Raw genomic sequence first — 13,933 nt, 5'->3', positions numbered from 1 at the left:
TGCGGAGCAATGCCAAGCTCCGATTCCGAGTCTTAATTCCATGCCCTGAACAGGCAGGCCGGCAGATCGAGGCACACTCATTATTCGATTTTAAACTACTTTTTATCGCTATTCTCTCGGGGTCCTTTAGACCTATCTTCCTTGTTGGTGACATCCAGAATATCAAGGAGAAACACAAAGATCGGAATCCCGATAATTAAACCCCAAATGCCGAAGAAGTGTTCAGAGAAAATGAGTACTGTGAAGGTGAAAAAGATTGGCAGCTCTGTTTTCGCCGACATCAGCTTCGGATTTAAGAAATATGTTTCGATCGCATGAATGGCGAATATGACAAGGACAATGTAAAGCACATACATTCCGCCGCCAGTGCTGTAGGCGATAATGCTGAGCGGAATCAGGGAAATGACGACGCCTGCTACAGGGATCAACCCAAGGAAGAACACCATAATCGACAGCCCAAACAGCTGCGGAAAATGCATAATCCAAAGCGCGATAAACGTCAGAATACAGTTGACGAGCGCAATGATAAATTGAGCCTCGAGCACCTTGCCGAACGTTCTTGCAAATTTGCTTCCGAAAAAAGCAATTTCCTCATAAAAGACCCTCAGTTTGCTCGTTTTAAATTTCGCCATGAATTCAGAAAGCCGTTTTTTCTCAAATAAGAAAAACATGCTGAGAATGAGCGCCATCACGACCTGCAAGCCGAATGTGCTGATATCGGCCAGATACGTATACACTACATTGAAGCCCTCTTTGACATATGAACTGATGTTAATATCTCCGAAGACACTGGTGATCTCATCAAAGAAAGGGATGCTGTCAGGATGATACGCAATATGTTTAATCTGCTTTACCAGCTGCTGGATCTGCGCCGCGACGACCGGATAAAACACAAAGCCCCCGACTGTGAGCAGCACAGCCAGCAACATGTAAAGAAACGTAATGACAACCCGCTGGCTCACGCGGAAGAACTGGCTTACAAACTGCCGCACGACAAGCTCCAAACGATCCATTAGAAATGTGAAAATGAAGGTAAGCAATATTAAGTTGATCATGCTCTTAAATAGATATAACACACCAGTTAACACGACAAAGATGGAGAAACGCCTTACTCCCGGGTGCTGAAAAAATTTAACTAAAGCGGCCATTTATACACTCCTGTTAGGACAAACGTCCTTCATTCAATATAGTATCCATTTGTAAATTATATAACAAAAAAATGCTGAGGTCTCTGTCCTTACCTTAATAATTCTTAAACAATTAAAAAAACGGCCCCATGGATGGGCCGTTCTTTTTTCAGACTGCTGTTTTCATTTTTTTCATGCCTTCAACAGCCTCTACGCTTTTTGCTTCATCAAATTCATTTTCGCTTTTGGCAACAATGATCGTGGCGATTCCGTTTCCGATCAGGTTCACAATGGCTCTTCCTTCACTCATGAAACGGTCGACCCCGAGCAGGAGTGCAAGACCCTCCAGCGGAATGACCTGCAGCGCTGACAGCGTTGAGGCAAGGACGATAAATCCGCTTCCCGTCACACCTGCCGCTCCCTTCGATGTCAGCATCAGAACGAGGATAATCGTAATTTGCTGGCCGATGCTGAGGTCTACTCCAAACACCTGTGCCAGAAAGACAGTCGCCATTGATAAATAAATGGATGTGCCGTCGAGGTTAAACGAATAGCCCGTCGGAATAACAAGCCCGACAACGGATTTGGAACAGCCGTAGCGCTCCATTTTATCCATCATACGCGGAAGCACCGATTCGGAAGAGCTTGTGCCAAGCACGATCAAAAGCTCATCCTTAATGAAGCGAAGGTAATTCCACAGGCTGAATCCGTAAAGCTTGCAGATGATATTTAAAGCAACAAATACGAACAGGAACATCGTAATATAAACAGACATCATTAAGCTTGCCAGCGGTTTGATGGAATCGAGCCCGAAGTGTCCGATTGTATACGCCATCGCCCCGAATGCCCCGATTGGCGCGGCACGCATAATATAGCCGATAATTTTGAAAAAAACGTGAGAAACCTTGTCGAAGAAATCAATGACGCTTTTCCCTTTTTCGCCTAATGCCGCAAGACCCACTCCGAAAAGAATAGAAAAGAATAAGACCTGCAAAATGTCCCCTTTTGCGAAGGCATCAACCATGTTGGATGGAACAATGTGTGTAACAAATTCAATCCAGTCGATTCCCTGACCGCCATTTTGCGTGTATTGTGATACATCTCCCTTTTCAAGCTTGCTGTAATCAAGACCCGCACCCGGCTTCATAATATTGACGACAAATAAACCGATAATGAGTGCGAGGGTGGTGACAACCTCGAAATAGATAAACGCTTTTCCCCCTACTTTTCCAACCTTCTTCATATCGCCCATTTTTGCAATCCCGAGAACGATTGTGAAGAAAATAATTGGTGCAATCACCATTTTAACAGCGTTGATAAATGTATCGCCAAGCGGTTTCATTTCTTTGCCGACATCCGGCCAGACCAGCCCGACAATGACCCCGATGATGACCGCGGTTATGACCTGAACTGTTAAATTTTTAAACAGTTTCATATCCTTCATCCCCCTGTCCTATTCGCCTTTTGTGTCTTTCTTACTAGAATGATAGCGTTTTCATAACGTCTGGGGAAGTTTATGATCATAACGAACATTTTGGTCTTTTTGGTCTCAGGTTTATCCTTTTAACACGTAGCGGTTGACCGGCCGGCCGACTCCGCCGTATTGAACGTCCAATTTGATGATCCCGGTTTTTTCTAAGTAATCAAGATATCGTCTGGCTGTCACTCTGGCGATGCCAAGCGCCTTGGCGACCTCTTCAGCAGAAAGGGATGCGGTTTGCTGTTTCAAAAAAGCAGTGACTTCATTCATCGTGAAGTGATTCAACCCTTTCGGCAGATCCTGTACGGCCTGCTGCGGAATATTCAGGATCGCATCGAGCTGTTCCTGGGACAGCGTATCATTCGCTTCGATTTTTTGTTTATATTGCTTGTACTTTTCGAGTGCCTGTCTCATTCGCTCAAGCTTAAACGGCTTTAAGATATAGTCAACCGCCCCGTTTTGCAGCATGAGTGAGATCGTTTCCTTGTCTTTTGCAGCGGAGACGACAATGACATCCACTTCAAGCTTTTGCTTTCTGATCTCCTGCAAGGTCTTGATGCCGTCTTTTTTCGGCATGTACACATCGAGAATGACGAGATCCGGCTGTTCTTCTTTAATCAGCTTCATGCCTTCCTCTCCGTTTCCTGCCGTTGCACAGACAGTAACGCCTTTAACAGTTGTAATGAAATCCTTATTGACCTCTTGAACCATCGGATCGTCTTCAATGAGCAGAACCTTCCATTCTTTACGAGCCATGCTGTGCTTCCTCCCCCTTCATTGGAAAAACGATAGAAAAAGATGTCCCCTGCCCCGCATGTGAATCAACTTCTATCGTGCCCGATCCTTTGTCTATGATTTGTTTCACTAGATACAGGCCATAGCCTGTGCCGCCAGTTTTATTGACCGTAAAACCTTTGTCGTAAAGGCGAGGCATATGTGCCGGATCAATTCCGCAGCCGTTATCTTCTATTAAAATAGCAAGGATATCATCTGTTTGTTCGATACTAATGTCAATTCGTTTGTCTTCAGATTGAACGGTTTCAAATGAGCCGAAGGCATTTTCAATCAGATTCCCCAAAAGCACCACAATATCATGCTGATCAACATGCTCGGGAAATTGCTGAAGACTGCTGTTTTCATCTATATGAACAGCAATGCCGAGCTCTCTTCCCCTTCTGATTTTACTTAAAAGAAGGCCTGCCGCAGCGTCATTTTGAATCGAGCGGTGCAGAAATTCAGTCACATTTTCCTGCTCAGTTGATGCCTGGAATGCAAGCTGCAAGGCTTTTTCAGATTTCCCCAGCTGGATGAGACCGGCGATCGTGTGCAGCTTATTCATATGCTCATGGTTTTGGACACGGAGCGCCTCCACAAAGTTTCTGACACCAGTCAATTCCTCTGCCATCTTGGCCGCTTCCGTTCTGTCCTGAAAAATCGCAACGGCGCCGATCACTTTTTTCTTCATGACGATCGGAATTCTGCTGCTCATGATGACTTTTCCGCTGACACGAATTTCTTCATTATAAACCGCTTTGTTCCGCTCCACGATTTCGGGCAGGCGCGAATCCTTGAGAACCTCCCAAATCACCTTGCCGATCAGATCCCCATGCACTTCAAAGATCTGTTTCGCTTTTTCATTGAAAATCGTAATGACGAGCCGATTGTCAATGGCGATCACCCCTTCATTCATCGAGTGAAACGTCGCTGTCCGTTCTTCATACATTCGGACAATCTCATGGGGTTCAAGCTGAAACATTTGTTTTTTGATATGGCGGGCCAGCAAAAAGGAACCAGCAAGGCCAAAGCCGAGTGTCAGCACAACGATGAAGGCGATATCACGCTTTAAATGAAGCAGGATGTCAGCGATCCCCGGCAGCGTTTTTCCGACAAGCACCACGCCTATTTGGTTCAGGTCTTGATCCTTAACCGGATAAAAAGCGCGAACCGCCGTGCCGATCTCGCCCTTTGCTTCAGAGAAATAAATGTGCTCCGCAAACGCTGCCTCCTCGTCTGCACCTTCTGATTTCTTGCCGATGCTTGTGCTGACAGGATGCGTATATCGGATGTGATTCATATCCATGACGACAATATAGTCTGCTTCATTAATCATCCTGATTTCTTCAACCGCATGGCGAACAGCTTCTGTTTGTTTTTTTCGCGCCAAGGCTTCTTTCACTTCTGTCATCTCTGACACCGTCCGGGCCGTATTCATCAGCCGCTTTTTCAGCTCCCGCTCCTCTGTATGCTGAATGTTGCCGATGAGCACAATGCCACCGATCAAAAAGGAGAAAATGACGAGTATATAGGATAAGATCGTGATTTTCCAACGGATTGAGAGCTTCTTTTTGTTCATCAGCTTCTCCTTTCAGGTCTTTACGAATGTCATTACCCCCATTATCCTTAACATAGGGGAGGGCTTTTCATGAAGAGTTTGCTTGCATGTCTCGCACTGATGATCGCTGGAATTGCAACCGCTTTATTTATTGGATTCCATGATCATACAGGCAATAAAAAGATTGTTTATGATGACGACCAGGAAGGCCTGAAGGATCAAATCGTGTTTAAATTCAGCCACGTGGTTGCTGAAAATACGCCAAAAGGGCTGGCCGCCAATAAATTCGCTGATCTGGTGAACGAAAAATCAGGCGGGAAAATAAAAATAGAAGTATTTCCGAATGGAAGCCTGTACTCGGACATCGAAGAAATTGAAGCATTGCAAAACGGTGATGTTCAATTTATCGCCCCCTCCACATCGAAGCTCGGCATGCTCTCGCCTGAATGGGGAGTGCTGGATCTGCCGTATGCATTTACAGATTACAACGCCGCCAAAAAAGGGCTGAACGGAAGCATCGGCACACAGCTGTTTGATTCTCTAAAGAAAAACCAATTAAGAGGACTGGCCTATTGGACGAACGGCTTTAAGCAAATCACAACAAATCAAGGGCCGGTCAAAACACCGGATGATTTAAAAGGGCAGGATCTGCGCATTATGCAAAGCGATGTGATTGAGGATCAGTTCAAGCTGCTTGGCGCAACACCTCATCAGGAATCCTTCAATTCTACCTTTCAGCTGTTAGAAAACAATGTAGTCGATGGCGAAGAAAATACAATTTCAAACATCTATTCTAAAAAATTTTATAATGTTCAGGACTATTTGACAATAAGCAGCCACGGTTATCTCGGCTACGCTGTCATGACTGATGAACACTTCTGGAAGGCGCAAACACCAGAAACAAGGCGCATTTTGACTGAAGCGATGAAGGAGACGACGGAGTGGAATGAAACGTATGCCGAACAAATGAACAAGGAGCAGCTGGAAGAAATCAAAAAGAATTCTGCTATACATATTTATGAGCTGTCAGATAAAGAGAAAAAAGAATGGATGAAGCGTCTTGACCCTGTTTACCGGCAGTATGAGCCCATCTTTGGCCGGGAGCTGATCCGGGAACTGTTGGAGCTGCGAATAGATTCATAGTTCCTATCTCGATACGCTGTTTTTCGTTTATCTTTCTATCGATCGGAAATATAAAAAGAGATAAACGAAAAGGAGATGGGTACATGTTTAAGCACACAAAAATGCTGCAGCATCCTGCTAAACCAGATCGTCCAGATCCATTATTCGCTAAAAAAATGCAAGAAATTTTAGGCGGGCAATTCGGAGAAATTTCAGTTGCCATGCAGTACTTATTTCAAGGCTGGAACACAAGAGGAAATGAAAAATACAAGGACTTGCTGATGGATACGGCAACTGAGGAGCTCGGGCATGTTGAAATGATCGCAACGATGATTGCCAGACTTCTTGAGGATGCCCCTCTTGATCAGCAGGAAAAAGCTGCTGAAGATCCGGTCATCGGCTCCATCCTAGGCGGCATGAACCCTCACCATGCTATTGTATCAGGACTTGGCGCCATGCCGGAAAGCAGTACAGGCGTACCTTGGAGCGGCGGTTATATCGTAGCAAGCGGAAACCTGCTGGCAGACTTCCGCGCCAACCTGAATGCAGAATCACAGGGCCGTCTGCAGGTCGCACGCCTGTTTGAAATGACGGATGACAAAGGCGTCAAAGATATGCTCAGCTTCCTGCTGGCGCGTGACACAATGCACCAGAACCAATGGCTTGCCGCCATTAAAGAATTAGAAGCACAGGAAGGTCCGGTTGTGCCGGGTACCTTCCCGAAAGCGCTCGAAAAACAAGAGTTCTCACATCAGCTTATCAATTTCTCTGAAGGCGAAGAAAGCGCCAAGCAAAACTGGCTAAATGAAAAAGCGCCGGACGGAGAAGCCTTTGAATATGTGAAAGAGGCAAAAACGTTTGGAGAAAAACCGGAGTTAAAACCAGCACCGCCTTATGTTCATAATACACTTCCGGGACGCGAGTAAAGAGACAAGCCCAAAACATGATGTTTTGGGCTTTGATTATGCCTTCAGAACCGTCCAGTTTGGTTCGTACCGGATATCGGGGTTATGTAACAGATCGTGAACGAACGGTTTATCCTCTTCGTACACCGTCACCTCTATCGAAAGAATTACAGCCTTCTGATCGTTTTCCTCGTATATGCTGTCATGTTCGTTCTCCATAAAATGATCATAGGCTTCTCTGTTTTCCCATACACTGATGATTTCTGCGGTGAGCGGCTCGTCTATCGTTTTTCGCCAGCCGCCGGCCTGTTTGATAAAGCCGCTTATATGCGATAATGCTCCCCACTGTGACTGCGCTTTTGCAAATGCTTCAGCGTTTGCAGCGTCTACTTCACATATCTCTTTTTGATTAGCATGGCTGCTCCTCTATGATGACGGTTTTGGCTTGTTTATGCTCCACACAGAGATTTACCGTTCTGACGTAAGAGCGTGTGCGGTGAACCGTGCCTTTCGGGATCAGCAGGCTGTCATTTGCTTTGAGCACCGCGGTTTCTTTGTCCTTAAAATCGATCAGCAGCTCCCCTTCAAGAACAATAAACAATTCGTCTGAGTCAGGGTGATGGTGCCAGTCATATTCTCCCGTAAACACCGCAAGGCGCACGCAGTGGTCGTTGACCTCTGAGATTGAAAAATTGGCGTGCTTTTCTTTGACTTCATTTGCGATGGCGAGCAAGTTTTGCATCTTGGACATTAGCGAAAACCCCTTTTTCACTTATTGTATCGCAATAGTGGCATAAATTGAGAAGATTCCAAAAAAAAGCGATCCAGCTGATGTGCCGGATCGCTTTTTTATTTACAGGTTGTCTGCCTTTATGCTTTTGATTAGTCGTTGTTGCGGGCGTTTCCGCCTTTTGAGCCAATTTCTTGGTAGAATTCTTTATCATGATTTTTGCTTGTTGCCTCTCCGCCTTTTCGGCCGATTTCTTGATAGAATTCTTTGTCATGGTTTTCGCTAGTGGCTTCTCCGCCTTTTTCACCGATTTCTTGATAGAACTCTTTGTCATGGTTCTTGCTAGTGGCTTCTCCGCCTTTTTCGCCGATTTCCTGATAGAATTCTTTGTCATGGTTTTTGCTGGTGGCTTCTCCGCCTTTTTGACCAATCTCTTGATAGAATTCTTTGTCATGGTTCTTGCTTGTTGTTTCTCCGCCTTTTCTACCTGCTTCTTCTCTGCTCATTTTGTTATTGTCTGCCATTTTGAATTCCTCCTTTAATTGGTGTTGGTTGTTGTATTCCCGCTCACAATTCTTTTAAACAAACAAAACACATTGGGTATGTTTCCACTAAAAAAAGCAGGCGGATCGCGGTGTCCGTCTGCTTTCTGCTATTCCATCTCTCGTTCTGTTTCTTTCAGTCGTTCAAGAATGCGCCTCTTTTTGTACAGCATCATGCCTGTCTCGGTAATGTCGTTTAATGTTGAGCGATTGGCAGCGGCGCCAAAAACCATTCCGGCAACCGGCACCATCTGGAAAAGTTTTTTCCAGCCAAACGTGTCTCGATAGCCCAAAACGACTTCTCGCCAGCCTTGGATTTGAGAAGCGACATTCTTATATGTACGGTCTTGATCGTAGTGTTTTAATTCCTGCAAAATCGATCTTTTGCCGACAACATCAGCCGACGTCAGCTGCAGGCATTTCACAATGAAGACGCGTTCTTTTTTCTCCTTTGGGTCATAGCCGTATGCGACTGCGATATCCTGTAATGTTTTTAGTGATAAGCCAAGCACTGCCGGAATGTCTGCCGCCAGCGTAAACACGCCGCCCACACCGGTTGTCGCGCCTTGAACGGTTGCTGCGTTGGTTCTGTTTTTGCCCATTCCTTCCGCAATTTCATCCATGACAGAAAGAGGCGCTTTCCGGACGTCCTCCAGCGATTCAAAGATCTCCTCCGGCAGTTTCTTTTGAAATATCCTGATAATCTGTTTTTCAGATGTCAGGTACTGTCCGCCTGTTTGAACAAAGCTGCCGACCTCATCCAAGAGCTTGCCGATCTTTTTCTGGATGAATTCCGGTGTCAGCTTGTCCAGCAGCTGAAACGGGAGACGGCTGAGCTTTTCCCAAAACCAGACTTTTTGCTGATCTTTTTCCCATTTCTCTATCTCTTTTAATTGCTGATGTAAGTCTTCTTTTCGTTCTGTTGGCACCCAATCCGCACTTCCCTTCCGTTTTTTCTACTATATAGTATACCTTCATTTTTTCGGATGCGTTTTTATTTTTCACCTGCGGGTACCATTTTTATAAAAGGAAAAGGAGTGATGGACATGCCTTGGTCGATGAAGGATTATCCTGCTTCATTAAAAAATCTTGAGAAGCCGGTGAGAAAAAAGGCGATAGACATTGCGAATGCGATGATTGATGAAGGCTATGAGGAAGGGCGCGCGATTCCAATTGCGACAAGCAAAGCGAAGGAATGGGCGGAAAACGCCTCTACAGATGAAATTGATGATTTCCTGACGCATGATGATGAGACAGAACGCGATGCTGATCCAAGCAGCGGCAGCGGCCCCGAGCTCATGAATAAAGCAGAGCATGTTATTAAGCATAAAAAAGGCTGGGCAGTCAAAGCCGAGGGCGCCAAACGTGTGTCTGAAATCAAGGATACAAAGAAAGAAGCGATTGAACGGGCAAAGGAAATCGCGGCGCATAAAGGCACTGAGGTCATTGTTCATTTAGCTGACGGCAGTGTGCAGAGAAAGATTAAAACAGGATCATAAAGGAATATGCTTTTAGGTGTTTCGAAATGATCAGGAGCGGTTATTGATTGGTAAATCATTTATGAGAGGTGATCATGATGCTTAGCTTTTTGGTTTCATTAGTTGTTGCAATTGTTATCGGATTAATTGGGAGCGCCATTGTAGGAAACCGGCTGCCGGGAGGAATTTTCGGCTCTATGATTGCCGGGCTGATCGGCGCTTGGATTGGGCACGGACTTCTTGGCACATGGGGACCGAGCCTCGCCGGCTTTGCTATTTTCCCGGCCATCATCGGGGCAGCCATCTTCGTGTTCTTGCTGGGCCTTATATTCCGCGGGCTGCGGAAGGAAGCCTAGACTCGACTCATTAGATACAGGAGGCATCGTTTCGAACTGAAACGATGTCTTTTTATATGGGACCTTATCCCGAATCCCTACATATCATGTTACATAACAGGGAAAAATTCAGAAGTGTATTTTGAACATTTTCGGTTGACAAGAAACCGGGATGGTCATATGATGTAGATAAAATAATTTGCCTTAAGGAAACTCTTTGTTGTACGGCAAAAACAAACAGAATTCAGGTGAGACATGATGAACAAGGACATCACAGCACAATCTCCCCGTTCCAAAGCCGTCCAAGATGCGCTTGACGGGAAAATCAGAGGATTCAGAGGGCTGCTCCCTTTTCTCGGCCCTGCATTTATAGCAGCCATTGCCTATATTGATCCCGGCAACTTCGCAACGAATATTTCGGCGGGTTCTAAATACGGATATATGCTCTTATGGGTGATCTTATTTTCCAATATCATGGCGCTTTTGATTCAATCCCTATCCGCCAAACTCGGTATTGCGACAGGCAAAAATCTGCCTGAGGTTGCCCGTGAAGAATTCCCGAAGCCTGTCTCGATCGGATTATGGATTCAGGGCGAGCTTGTCATTATCGCAACTGATCTGGCGGAATTTATCGGAGCGGCTCTGGGACTGTATTTGCTGTTCGGCATTCCGATGCTTGAAGCGTCTATTATAGCGGCGATCGGTTCTTTCGCGATATTGGAACTTCAGCGCCGCGGTTATCGCTCACTTGAAGCCGGTATTGCCGGTATGCTGTTTGTGGTCGTGATCGCCTTTGCGCTGCAGACCTTTTTCGCAAAACCTGATGCCGTGTCTGTGATGAAGGGCCTTTTTGTCCCGGCGTTTCATGGCACCGACAGTGTGCTTCTTGCAGCGGGTATTCTTGGCGCAACTGTTATGCCGCACGCCATTTATTTACACTCTGCCCTTACACAGCGGCGGGTGGTTGGCAAAACTGATGCAGAACGGAAAAAAATCTTTAGGTTTGAATTTATTGATATTTTAATAGCGATGCTGATTGCAGGGGCTATTAATGCAAGTATGCTGATTGTGGCTGCCGCATTATTCTTCAAAAACGGCCTGTTTGTTGAGGATCTCGACGTCGCATTTCAGCAATTCGGACATCTTGTCAGCCCTATGTCTGCGGCTTTGTTCGGGATCGGGCTGCTCGTTGCCGGTCTATCCAGTTCGTCTGTCGGCACACTTTCAGGCGACGTGATTATGCAAGGATTTATCAACTACCGCATTCCGCTGTATGTACGGCGTTTTATCACGATCATTCCGCCGATCTTGATCATCGCGTCAGGTGTTAATCCGACGACCGCTCTCGTACTGAGCCAGGTCGTGCTGTCCTTCGGGATCGCCTTTGCCCTCATTCCGCTTATTATGTTTACAAGCAATAAACGGATCATGGGATCTCTGATCAACGCCAAATGGGTCACAGTGGTGTCTTGGCTGATTGCTGTATTGATCGTTGCTTTGAATGTGTTTTTAATTGTAGATACGTTTCGATAAAAAAACCGGCTTCTAAAGCCGGTTTTTATTTTTTCGCAAAAGCTCATTGATACCCTTTTTGACAGAAATTTGTTATGATAGAAGAAAAATCGGAGTTTTGATGATGTCAGTATTTATTCTGTTTTATTTGTGGATTGTTCCTATTGTTATCGGCATTTTATGTTCTGTTGCTGCCCATAAATCCAAGGGAAAAATGAGAGTCGCGCCCGGCATTGCCATGATCGTGCTCAGTATCATTTCCCTAATCACGGCGTTTACGGCCGGACACACAAATTTCCACGTGTTTATCGGCGGCATGTTTTTATTCGGCACCTTCTTGGTCGGTTCTGCTTTTCCTTTCTTCTTCGGGCTGAAGAAAAAAGAGAAATAACCCTATTATGAGAAGAGTTCTGTAAGATTTGATAAGAATAAACATACAAGGACAAATGCATCTCATTGCTTTGAAACAAGATGCATTTGTCCTTTTGTCTGTTTCGAGAATGGCGAAATCAGTTCCTAATACATACACCGATCATTTTATGAATTCAAACGTGTTATAGCTGAAAATACGTTTGTTTCCAACAAAAAACAGAGGCCTTTTGGGGCCTCTGTTTTTTTAGAATAACCGTTTCAAACTTTTCTTCAGTGACGGCATTTCAAATTTTTGGTTTTCGAAGAAGTTTTTCAGCATGTACTTGCTAAAACCTTTCGCCTGCCCGTAGGTGATTTTGCCAGGAAGCGGCGGTTCGTTTCCAATCATGACATCCACTACGACCGGTTGGTCAGAGTGCAGCGCCTCATGGAAAGCCGGCGCAAGCTCTTCCGCTTTGGTCACTTTGATGCCCTTTGCTCCGCAGCTTTCTGCAAATGCGGCATAGTCGACATTTTGAAGTTTTGTGACATAGTCGATATTGCCTTTGACCTGCTGCTCGTACTCAATCATGCCGAGATTTTCGTTGTTTAAAATGACGACTGTGATCGGGAGCTTATATTTGACGGCGGTCGGAAGGTCCTGCATGACCATGGAAAATCCCCCGTCACCGCAGACGGCGATCGCCTGGCGTTCCGGTTCGGACAAGCTTGCTGCAATCGCTCCCGGCAGGCCGCAGCCCATTGTCGCAAGCCAGCTGGAAACGATGAAATCCTGGTTCGCGTTCATTTTGAAATGACGCGCCATCCAGACTGTCACAGTTCCGACATCTACAGAGAGCACCGCATCATCGGCTGCCGCTTCCTGAAGACGGGCCACGACCTGCTGAGGTTTAAGCGGTGTTGTTGCCTCTGTCTCATCTTTTTCAATTTCGTTCCACCAATGCTGCATATGTTCTGTGCAGGCATTCAGGAATCTTCTGTCTTCCTTGCGTTCAATATACTCTGTCAATTCGCGCAGACCGAGAGCCGAATCGCAGACAAGGCCCGCTGTCACCGGATACCGTTTTCCGATTTTTGCCGGGTCTGAATCGAGCTGTATCGCCGGTGTGTCATCAGGCAAATAATCACGATACGGGAATGACGTTCCGAGCATGATTAATAAATCACATTCCTCCATTGCCTCGTAAGCCGGCTTTGTTCCAATCTGACCGAGGTTGCCGAGAAAATGCGGGTGCTTATCGGGAACAACACCCTTTGCCGGGAGTGTAACAACGATCGGAGCGGCGGCTTTGTCCGCAAATTCTAAGAGCTCACGTTTCGCCTTTTTCATTCCCTGCCCTGCCAGGATAATCGGCTTCTTAGCGTTATTAATATATTGGGCGCAGGTGACGAGCTGTACTTTTTTCGGTTCAAGGTTCCCTTCAATATACACTGGTGAAGTATACACGGGCTCCCGTTTGATTTTCTCCGCAAACAAATCATCTGACACGCTCAATACCGCAACGCCTTTTTTGCTGTAGGCGGTCTTGATCGCCTGATTTAAGAGATCTGGAAGTGATTCTGCGCTATGTACCTCTCTGTTGAACACAGCCACGTCCTCAAACATTTGCTCCAGCTTGATCTCCTGGAAATAGTCCCGTCCGACTTCGCCAGAAGAAACCTGTCCTGCAATCGCCAGCACAGGGACGCCGTCCGCTTTTGCATCATATAAACCATTTAATAAGTGCACCGCTCCCGGCCCTGCGATTGACAGACAGACTCCGATCTTGCCGGTGAGTTTTGCTTCAGCCGCGGCTGCCAGTGCCGCTACCTCTTCATGGCGAGTTTGAATGAACTTCAGTTGATTTCTTTCGTGTCTTAATTCTTCAATAAACTCATTTATACTGTCTCCGGGGATGCCGTATACGTGATCAACTCCCCATTGCTCAAGCAGCTCTGTCATTGCTTGTCCTGCAGTTTTGTGTGCCATAACGTATCCTCCTTTTTCCTTTTTTCAAT

15 protein-coding genes and 1 pseudogene are annotated in these 13,933 nt (G+C 45.9%); 7 read left to right on the top strand and 9 right to left on the bottom strand.

The genetic code is table 11. The annotated features are described in order from the left end of the window. Positions 1-95 precede the first annotated feature (95 nt). The 4 genes from ACZ07B_RS19185 to dctS all read right to left on the bottom strand — a co-directional run bounded on the left by ACZ07B_RS19185 (position 96) and on the right by dctS (position 4,960). Positions 96-1,148 carry an AI-2E family transporter gene (locus ACZ07B_RS19185; RefSeq protein ID WP_003246523.1) on the bottom strand — a complete coding sequence of 351 codons (1,053 nt, stop codon included), beginning with the start codon at positions 1,146-1,148 and terminating at the stop codon, positions 96-98. A 148-nt stretch (positions 1,149-1,296) separates the two neighbouring features. Beyond that, the gene (gene dctP, locus ACZ07B_RS19180; protein ID WP_014475862.1) at positions 1,297-2,562 is read right to left on the bottom strand and encodes a C4-dicarboxylate transporter DctP; all 1,266 of its coding nucleotides are present in this window, start codon (positions 2,560-2,562) and stop codon (positions 1,297-1,299) included. Positions 2,563-2,682: 120 nt separating this feature from the next. Continuing rightward, positions 2,683-3,363, bottom strand: coding sequence for a two-component system response regulator DctR (dctR, locus tag ACZ07B_RS19175; protein ID WP_003234347.1), 681 nt, complete (start codon positions 3,361-3,363; stop codon positions 2,683-2,685). Next, positions 3,353-4,960 (bottom strand): two-component system sensor histidine kinase DctS, encoded by a 1,608-nt coding sequence (gene dctS / locus ACZ07B_RS19170; protein ID WP_116316429.1) that lies wholly within the window; start codon positions 4,958-4,960, stop codon positions 3,353-3,355. The genes dctR and dctS overlap by 11 nt, the downstream gene beginning before the upstream one ends. A gap of 69 nt (positions 4,961-5,029) precedes the next feature. Between dctS and dctB the strand changes: the two genes are divergently transcribed. Further along, positions 5,030-6,082 carry a C4-dicarboxylate TRAP transporter substrate-binding protein DctB gene (gene dctB / locus ACZ07B_RS19165; protein WP_167559127.1) on the top strand — a complete coding sequence of 351 codons (1,053 nt, stop codon included), beginning with the start codon at positions 5,030-5,032 and terminating at the stop codon, positions 6,080-6,082. A gap of 83 nt (positions 6,083-6,165) precedes the next feature. Continuing rightward, a complete protein-coding gene (locus ACZ07B_RS19160; RefSeq protein ID WP_024572055.1) occupies positions 6,166-6,987 on the top strand; it encodes a manganese catalase in 822 nt (273 codons plus the stop codon). 36 nt (positions 6,988-7,023) lie between these two features. Here ACZ07B_RS19160 and ACZ07B_RS19155 read toward each other — a convergent pair. The 4 genes and pseudogenes from ACZ07B_RS19155 to ACZ07B_RS19140 all read right to left on the bottom strand — a co-directional run bounded on the left by ACZ07B_RS19155 (position 7,024) and on the right by ACZ07B_RS19140 (position 9,167). After that, positions 7,024-7,382: pseudogene (locus ACZ07B_RS19155) on the bottom strand (YdbC family protein). After that, the gene (locus tag ACZ07B_RS19150) at positions 7,376-7,717 is read right to left on the bottom strand and encodes a cupin domain-containing protein (RefSeq protein ID WP_017697014.1); all 342 of its coding nucleotides are present in this window, start codon (positions 7,715-7,717) and stop codon (positions 7,376-7,378) included. Before ACZ07B_RS19150 ends, ACZ07B_RS19155 begins: the two are co-directional and overlap by 7 nt. A 131-nt stretch (positions 7,718-7,848) precedes the next feature. Continuing rightward, positions 7,849-8,220: a glucose starvation-inducible protein GsiB gene (gene gsiB, locus ACZ07B_RS19145; protein WP_003246542.1), complete on the bottom strand. Its 372-nt coding sequence runs from the start codon at positions 8,218-8,220 to the stop codon at positions 7,849-7,851. Positions 8,221-8,348: 128 nt separating this feature from the next. After that, on the bottom strand, positions 8,349-9,167 hold the full coding sequence (locus tag ACZ07B_RS19140; RefSeq protein WP_024572682.1) for an EcsC family protein: 819 nt from the start codon (positions 9,165-9,167) through the stop codon (positions 8,349-8,351). 117 nt (positions 9,168-9,284) lie between these two features. Here ACZ07B_RS19140 and ACZ07B_RS19135 point away from each other — a divergent pair, with 117 nt between their 5' ends. From ACZ07B_RS19135 to ACZ07B_RS19115, 5 genes are all read left to right on the top strand, one after another. Beyond that, positions 9,285-9,737 (top strand): DUF2188 domain-containing protein, encoded by a 453-nt coding sequence (locus ACZ07B_RS19135; protein WP_003246574.1) that lies wholly within the window; start codon positions 9,285-9,287, stop codon positions 9,735-9,737. A 77-nt stretch (positions 9,738-9,814) separates the two neighbouring features. Next, positions 9,815-10,072: a GlsB/YeaQ/YmgE family stress response membrane protein gene (locus tag ACZ07B_RS19130; RefSeq protein WP_003246519.1), complete on the top strand. Its 258-nt coding sequence runs from the start codon at positions 9,815-9,817 to the stop codon at positions 10,070-10,072. Between the two features lie 234 nt (positions 10,073-10,306). After that, on the top strand, positions 10,307-11,584 hold the full coding sequence (locus tag ACZ07B_RS19125) for an Nramp family divalent metal transporter (RefSeq protein ID WP_032680356.1): 1,278 nt from the start codon (positions 10,307-10,309) through the stop codon (positions 11,582-11,584). A gap of 103 nt (positions 11,585-11,687) precedes the next feature. Beyond that, on the top strand, positions 11,688-11,954 hold the full coding sequence (locus ACZ07B_RS19120; protein WP_009966591.1) for a hypothetical protein: 267 nt from the start codon (positions 11,688-11,690) through the stop codon (positions 11,952-11,954). Positions 11,955-11,982: 28 nt separating this feature from the next. Next, entirely contained in the window at positions 11,983-12,123 is a 141-nt protein-coding gene (locus ACZ07B_RS19115; protein WP_217003212.1) for a hypothetical protein, read from the top strand. A gap of 56 nt (positions 12,124-12,179) precedes the next feature. Here the strand turns inward: ACZ07B_RS19115 and ACZ07B_RS19110 are convergent, their stop codons facing one another. Next, positions 12,180-13,904 carry a pyruvate oxidase gene (locus tag ACZ07B_RS19110; protein ID WP_464877555.1) on the bottom strand — a complete coding sequence of 575 codons (1,725 nt, stop codon included), beginning with the start codon at positions 13,902-13,904 and terminating at the stop codon, positions 12,180-12,182. Positions 13,905-13,933: the final 29 nt, after the last annotated feature.

It is taken from the genome of Bacillus sp. 9.4 (genome assembly GCF_055486415.1).
The sequence above is the reverse complement of the archived record's forward strand: the minus strand, read 5'-3'. Positions and strand labels throughout refer to the sequence as shown.

Coding starts and splice junctions, on each gene's coding strand:
- dctS (WP_116316429.1), bottom strand. CDS start 4,960: ATGAACAAAAAGAAGCTCTCAATCCGTTGGAAAATCACGATCTTATCC.
- ACZ07B_RS19185 (WP_003246523.1), bottom strand. CDS start 1,148: ATGGCCGCTTTAGTTAAATTTTTTCAGCACCCGGGAGTAAGGCGTTTC.
- dctR (WP_003234347.1), bottom strand. CDS start 3,363: ATGGCTCGTAAAGAATGGAAGGTTCTGCTCATTGAAGACGATCCGATG.
- ACZ07B_RS19110 (WP_464877555.1), bottom strand. CDS start 13,904: ATGGCACACAAAACTGCAGGACAAGCAATGACAGAGCTGCTTGAGCAA.
- ACZ07B_RS19120 (WP_009966591.1), top strand. CDS start 11,688: ATGTCAGTATTTATTCTGTTTTATTTGTGGATTGTTCCTATTGTTATC.
- ACZ07B_RS19130 (WP_003246519.1), top strand. CDS start 9,815: ATGCTTAGCTTTTTGGTTTCATTAGTTGTTGCAATTGTTATCGGATTA.
- ACZ07B_RS19150 (WP_017697014.1), bottom strand. CDS start 7,717: ATGTCCAAGATGCAAAACTTGCTCGCCATCGCAAATGAAGTCAAAGAA.
- dctP (WP_014475862.1), bottom strand. CDS start 2,562: ATGAAACTGTTTAAAAATTTAACAGTTCAGGTCATAACCGCGGTCATC.
- ACZ07B_RS19160 (WP_024572055.1), top strand. CDS start 6,166: ATGTTTAAGCACACAAAAATGCTGCAGCATCCTGCTAAACCAGATCGT.
- dctB (WP_167559127.1), top strand. CDS start 5,030: ATGAAGAGTTTGCTTGCATGTCTCGCACTGATGATCGCTGGAATTGCA.
- gsiB (WP_003246542.1), bottom strand. CDS start 8,220: ATGGCAGACAATAACAAAATGAGCAGAGAAGAAGCAGGTAGAAAAGGC.
- ACZ07B_RS19135 (WP_003246574.1), top strand. CDS start 9,285: ATGCCTTGGTCGATGAAGGATTATCCTGCTTCATTAAAAAATCTTGAG.
- ACZ07B_RS19125 (WP_032680356.1), top strand. CDS start 10,307: ATGATGAACAAGGACATCACAGCACAATCTCCCCGTTCCAAAGCCGTC.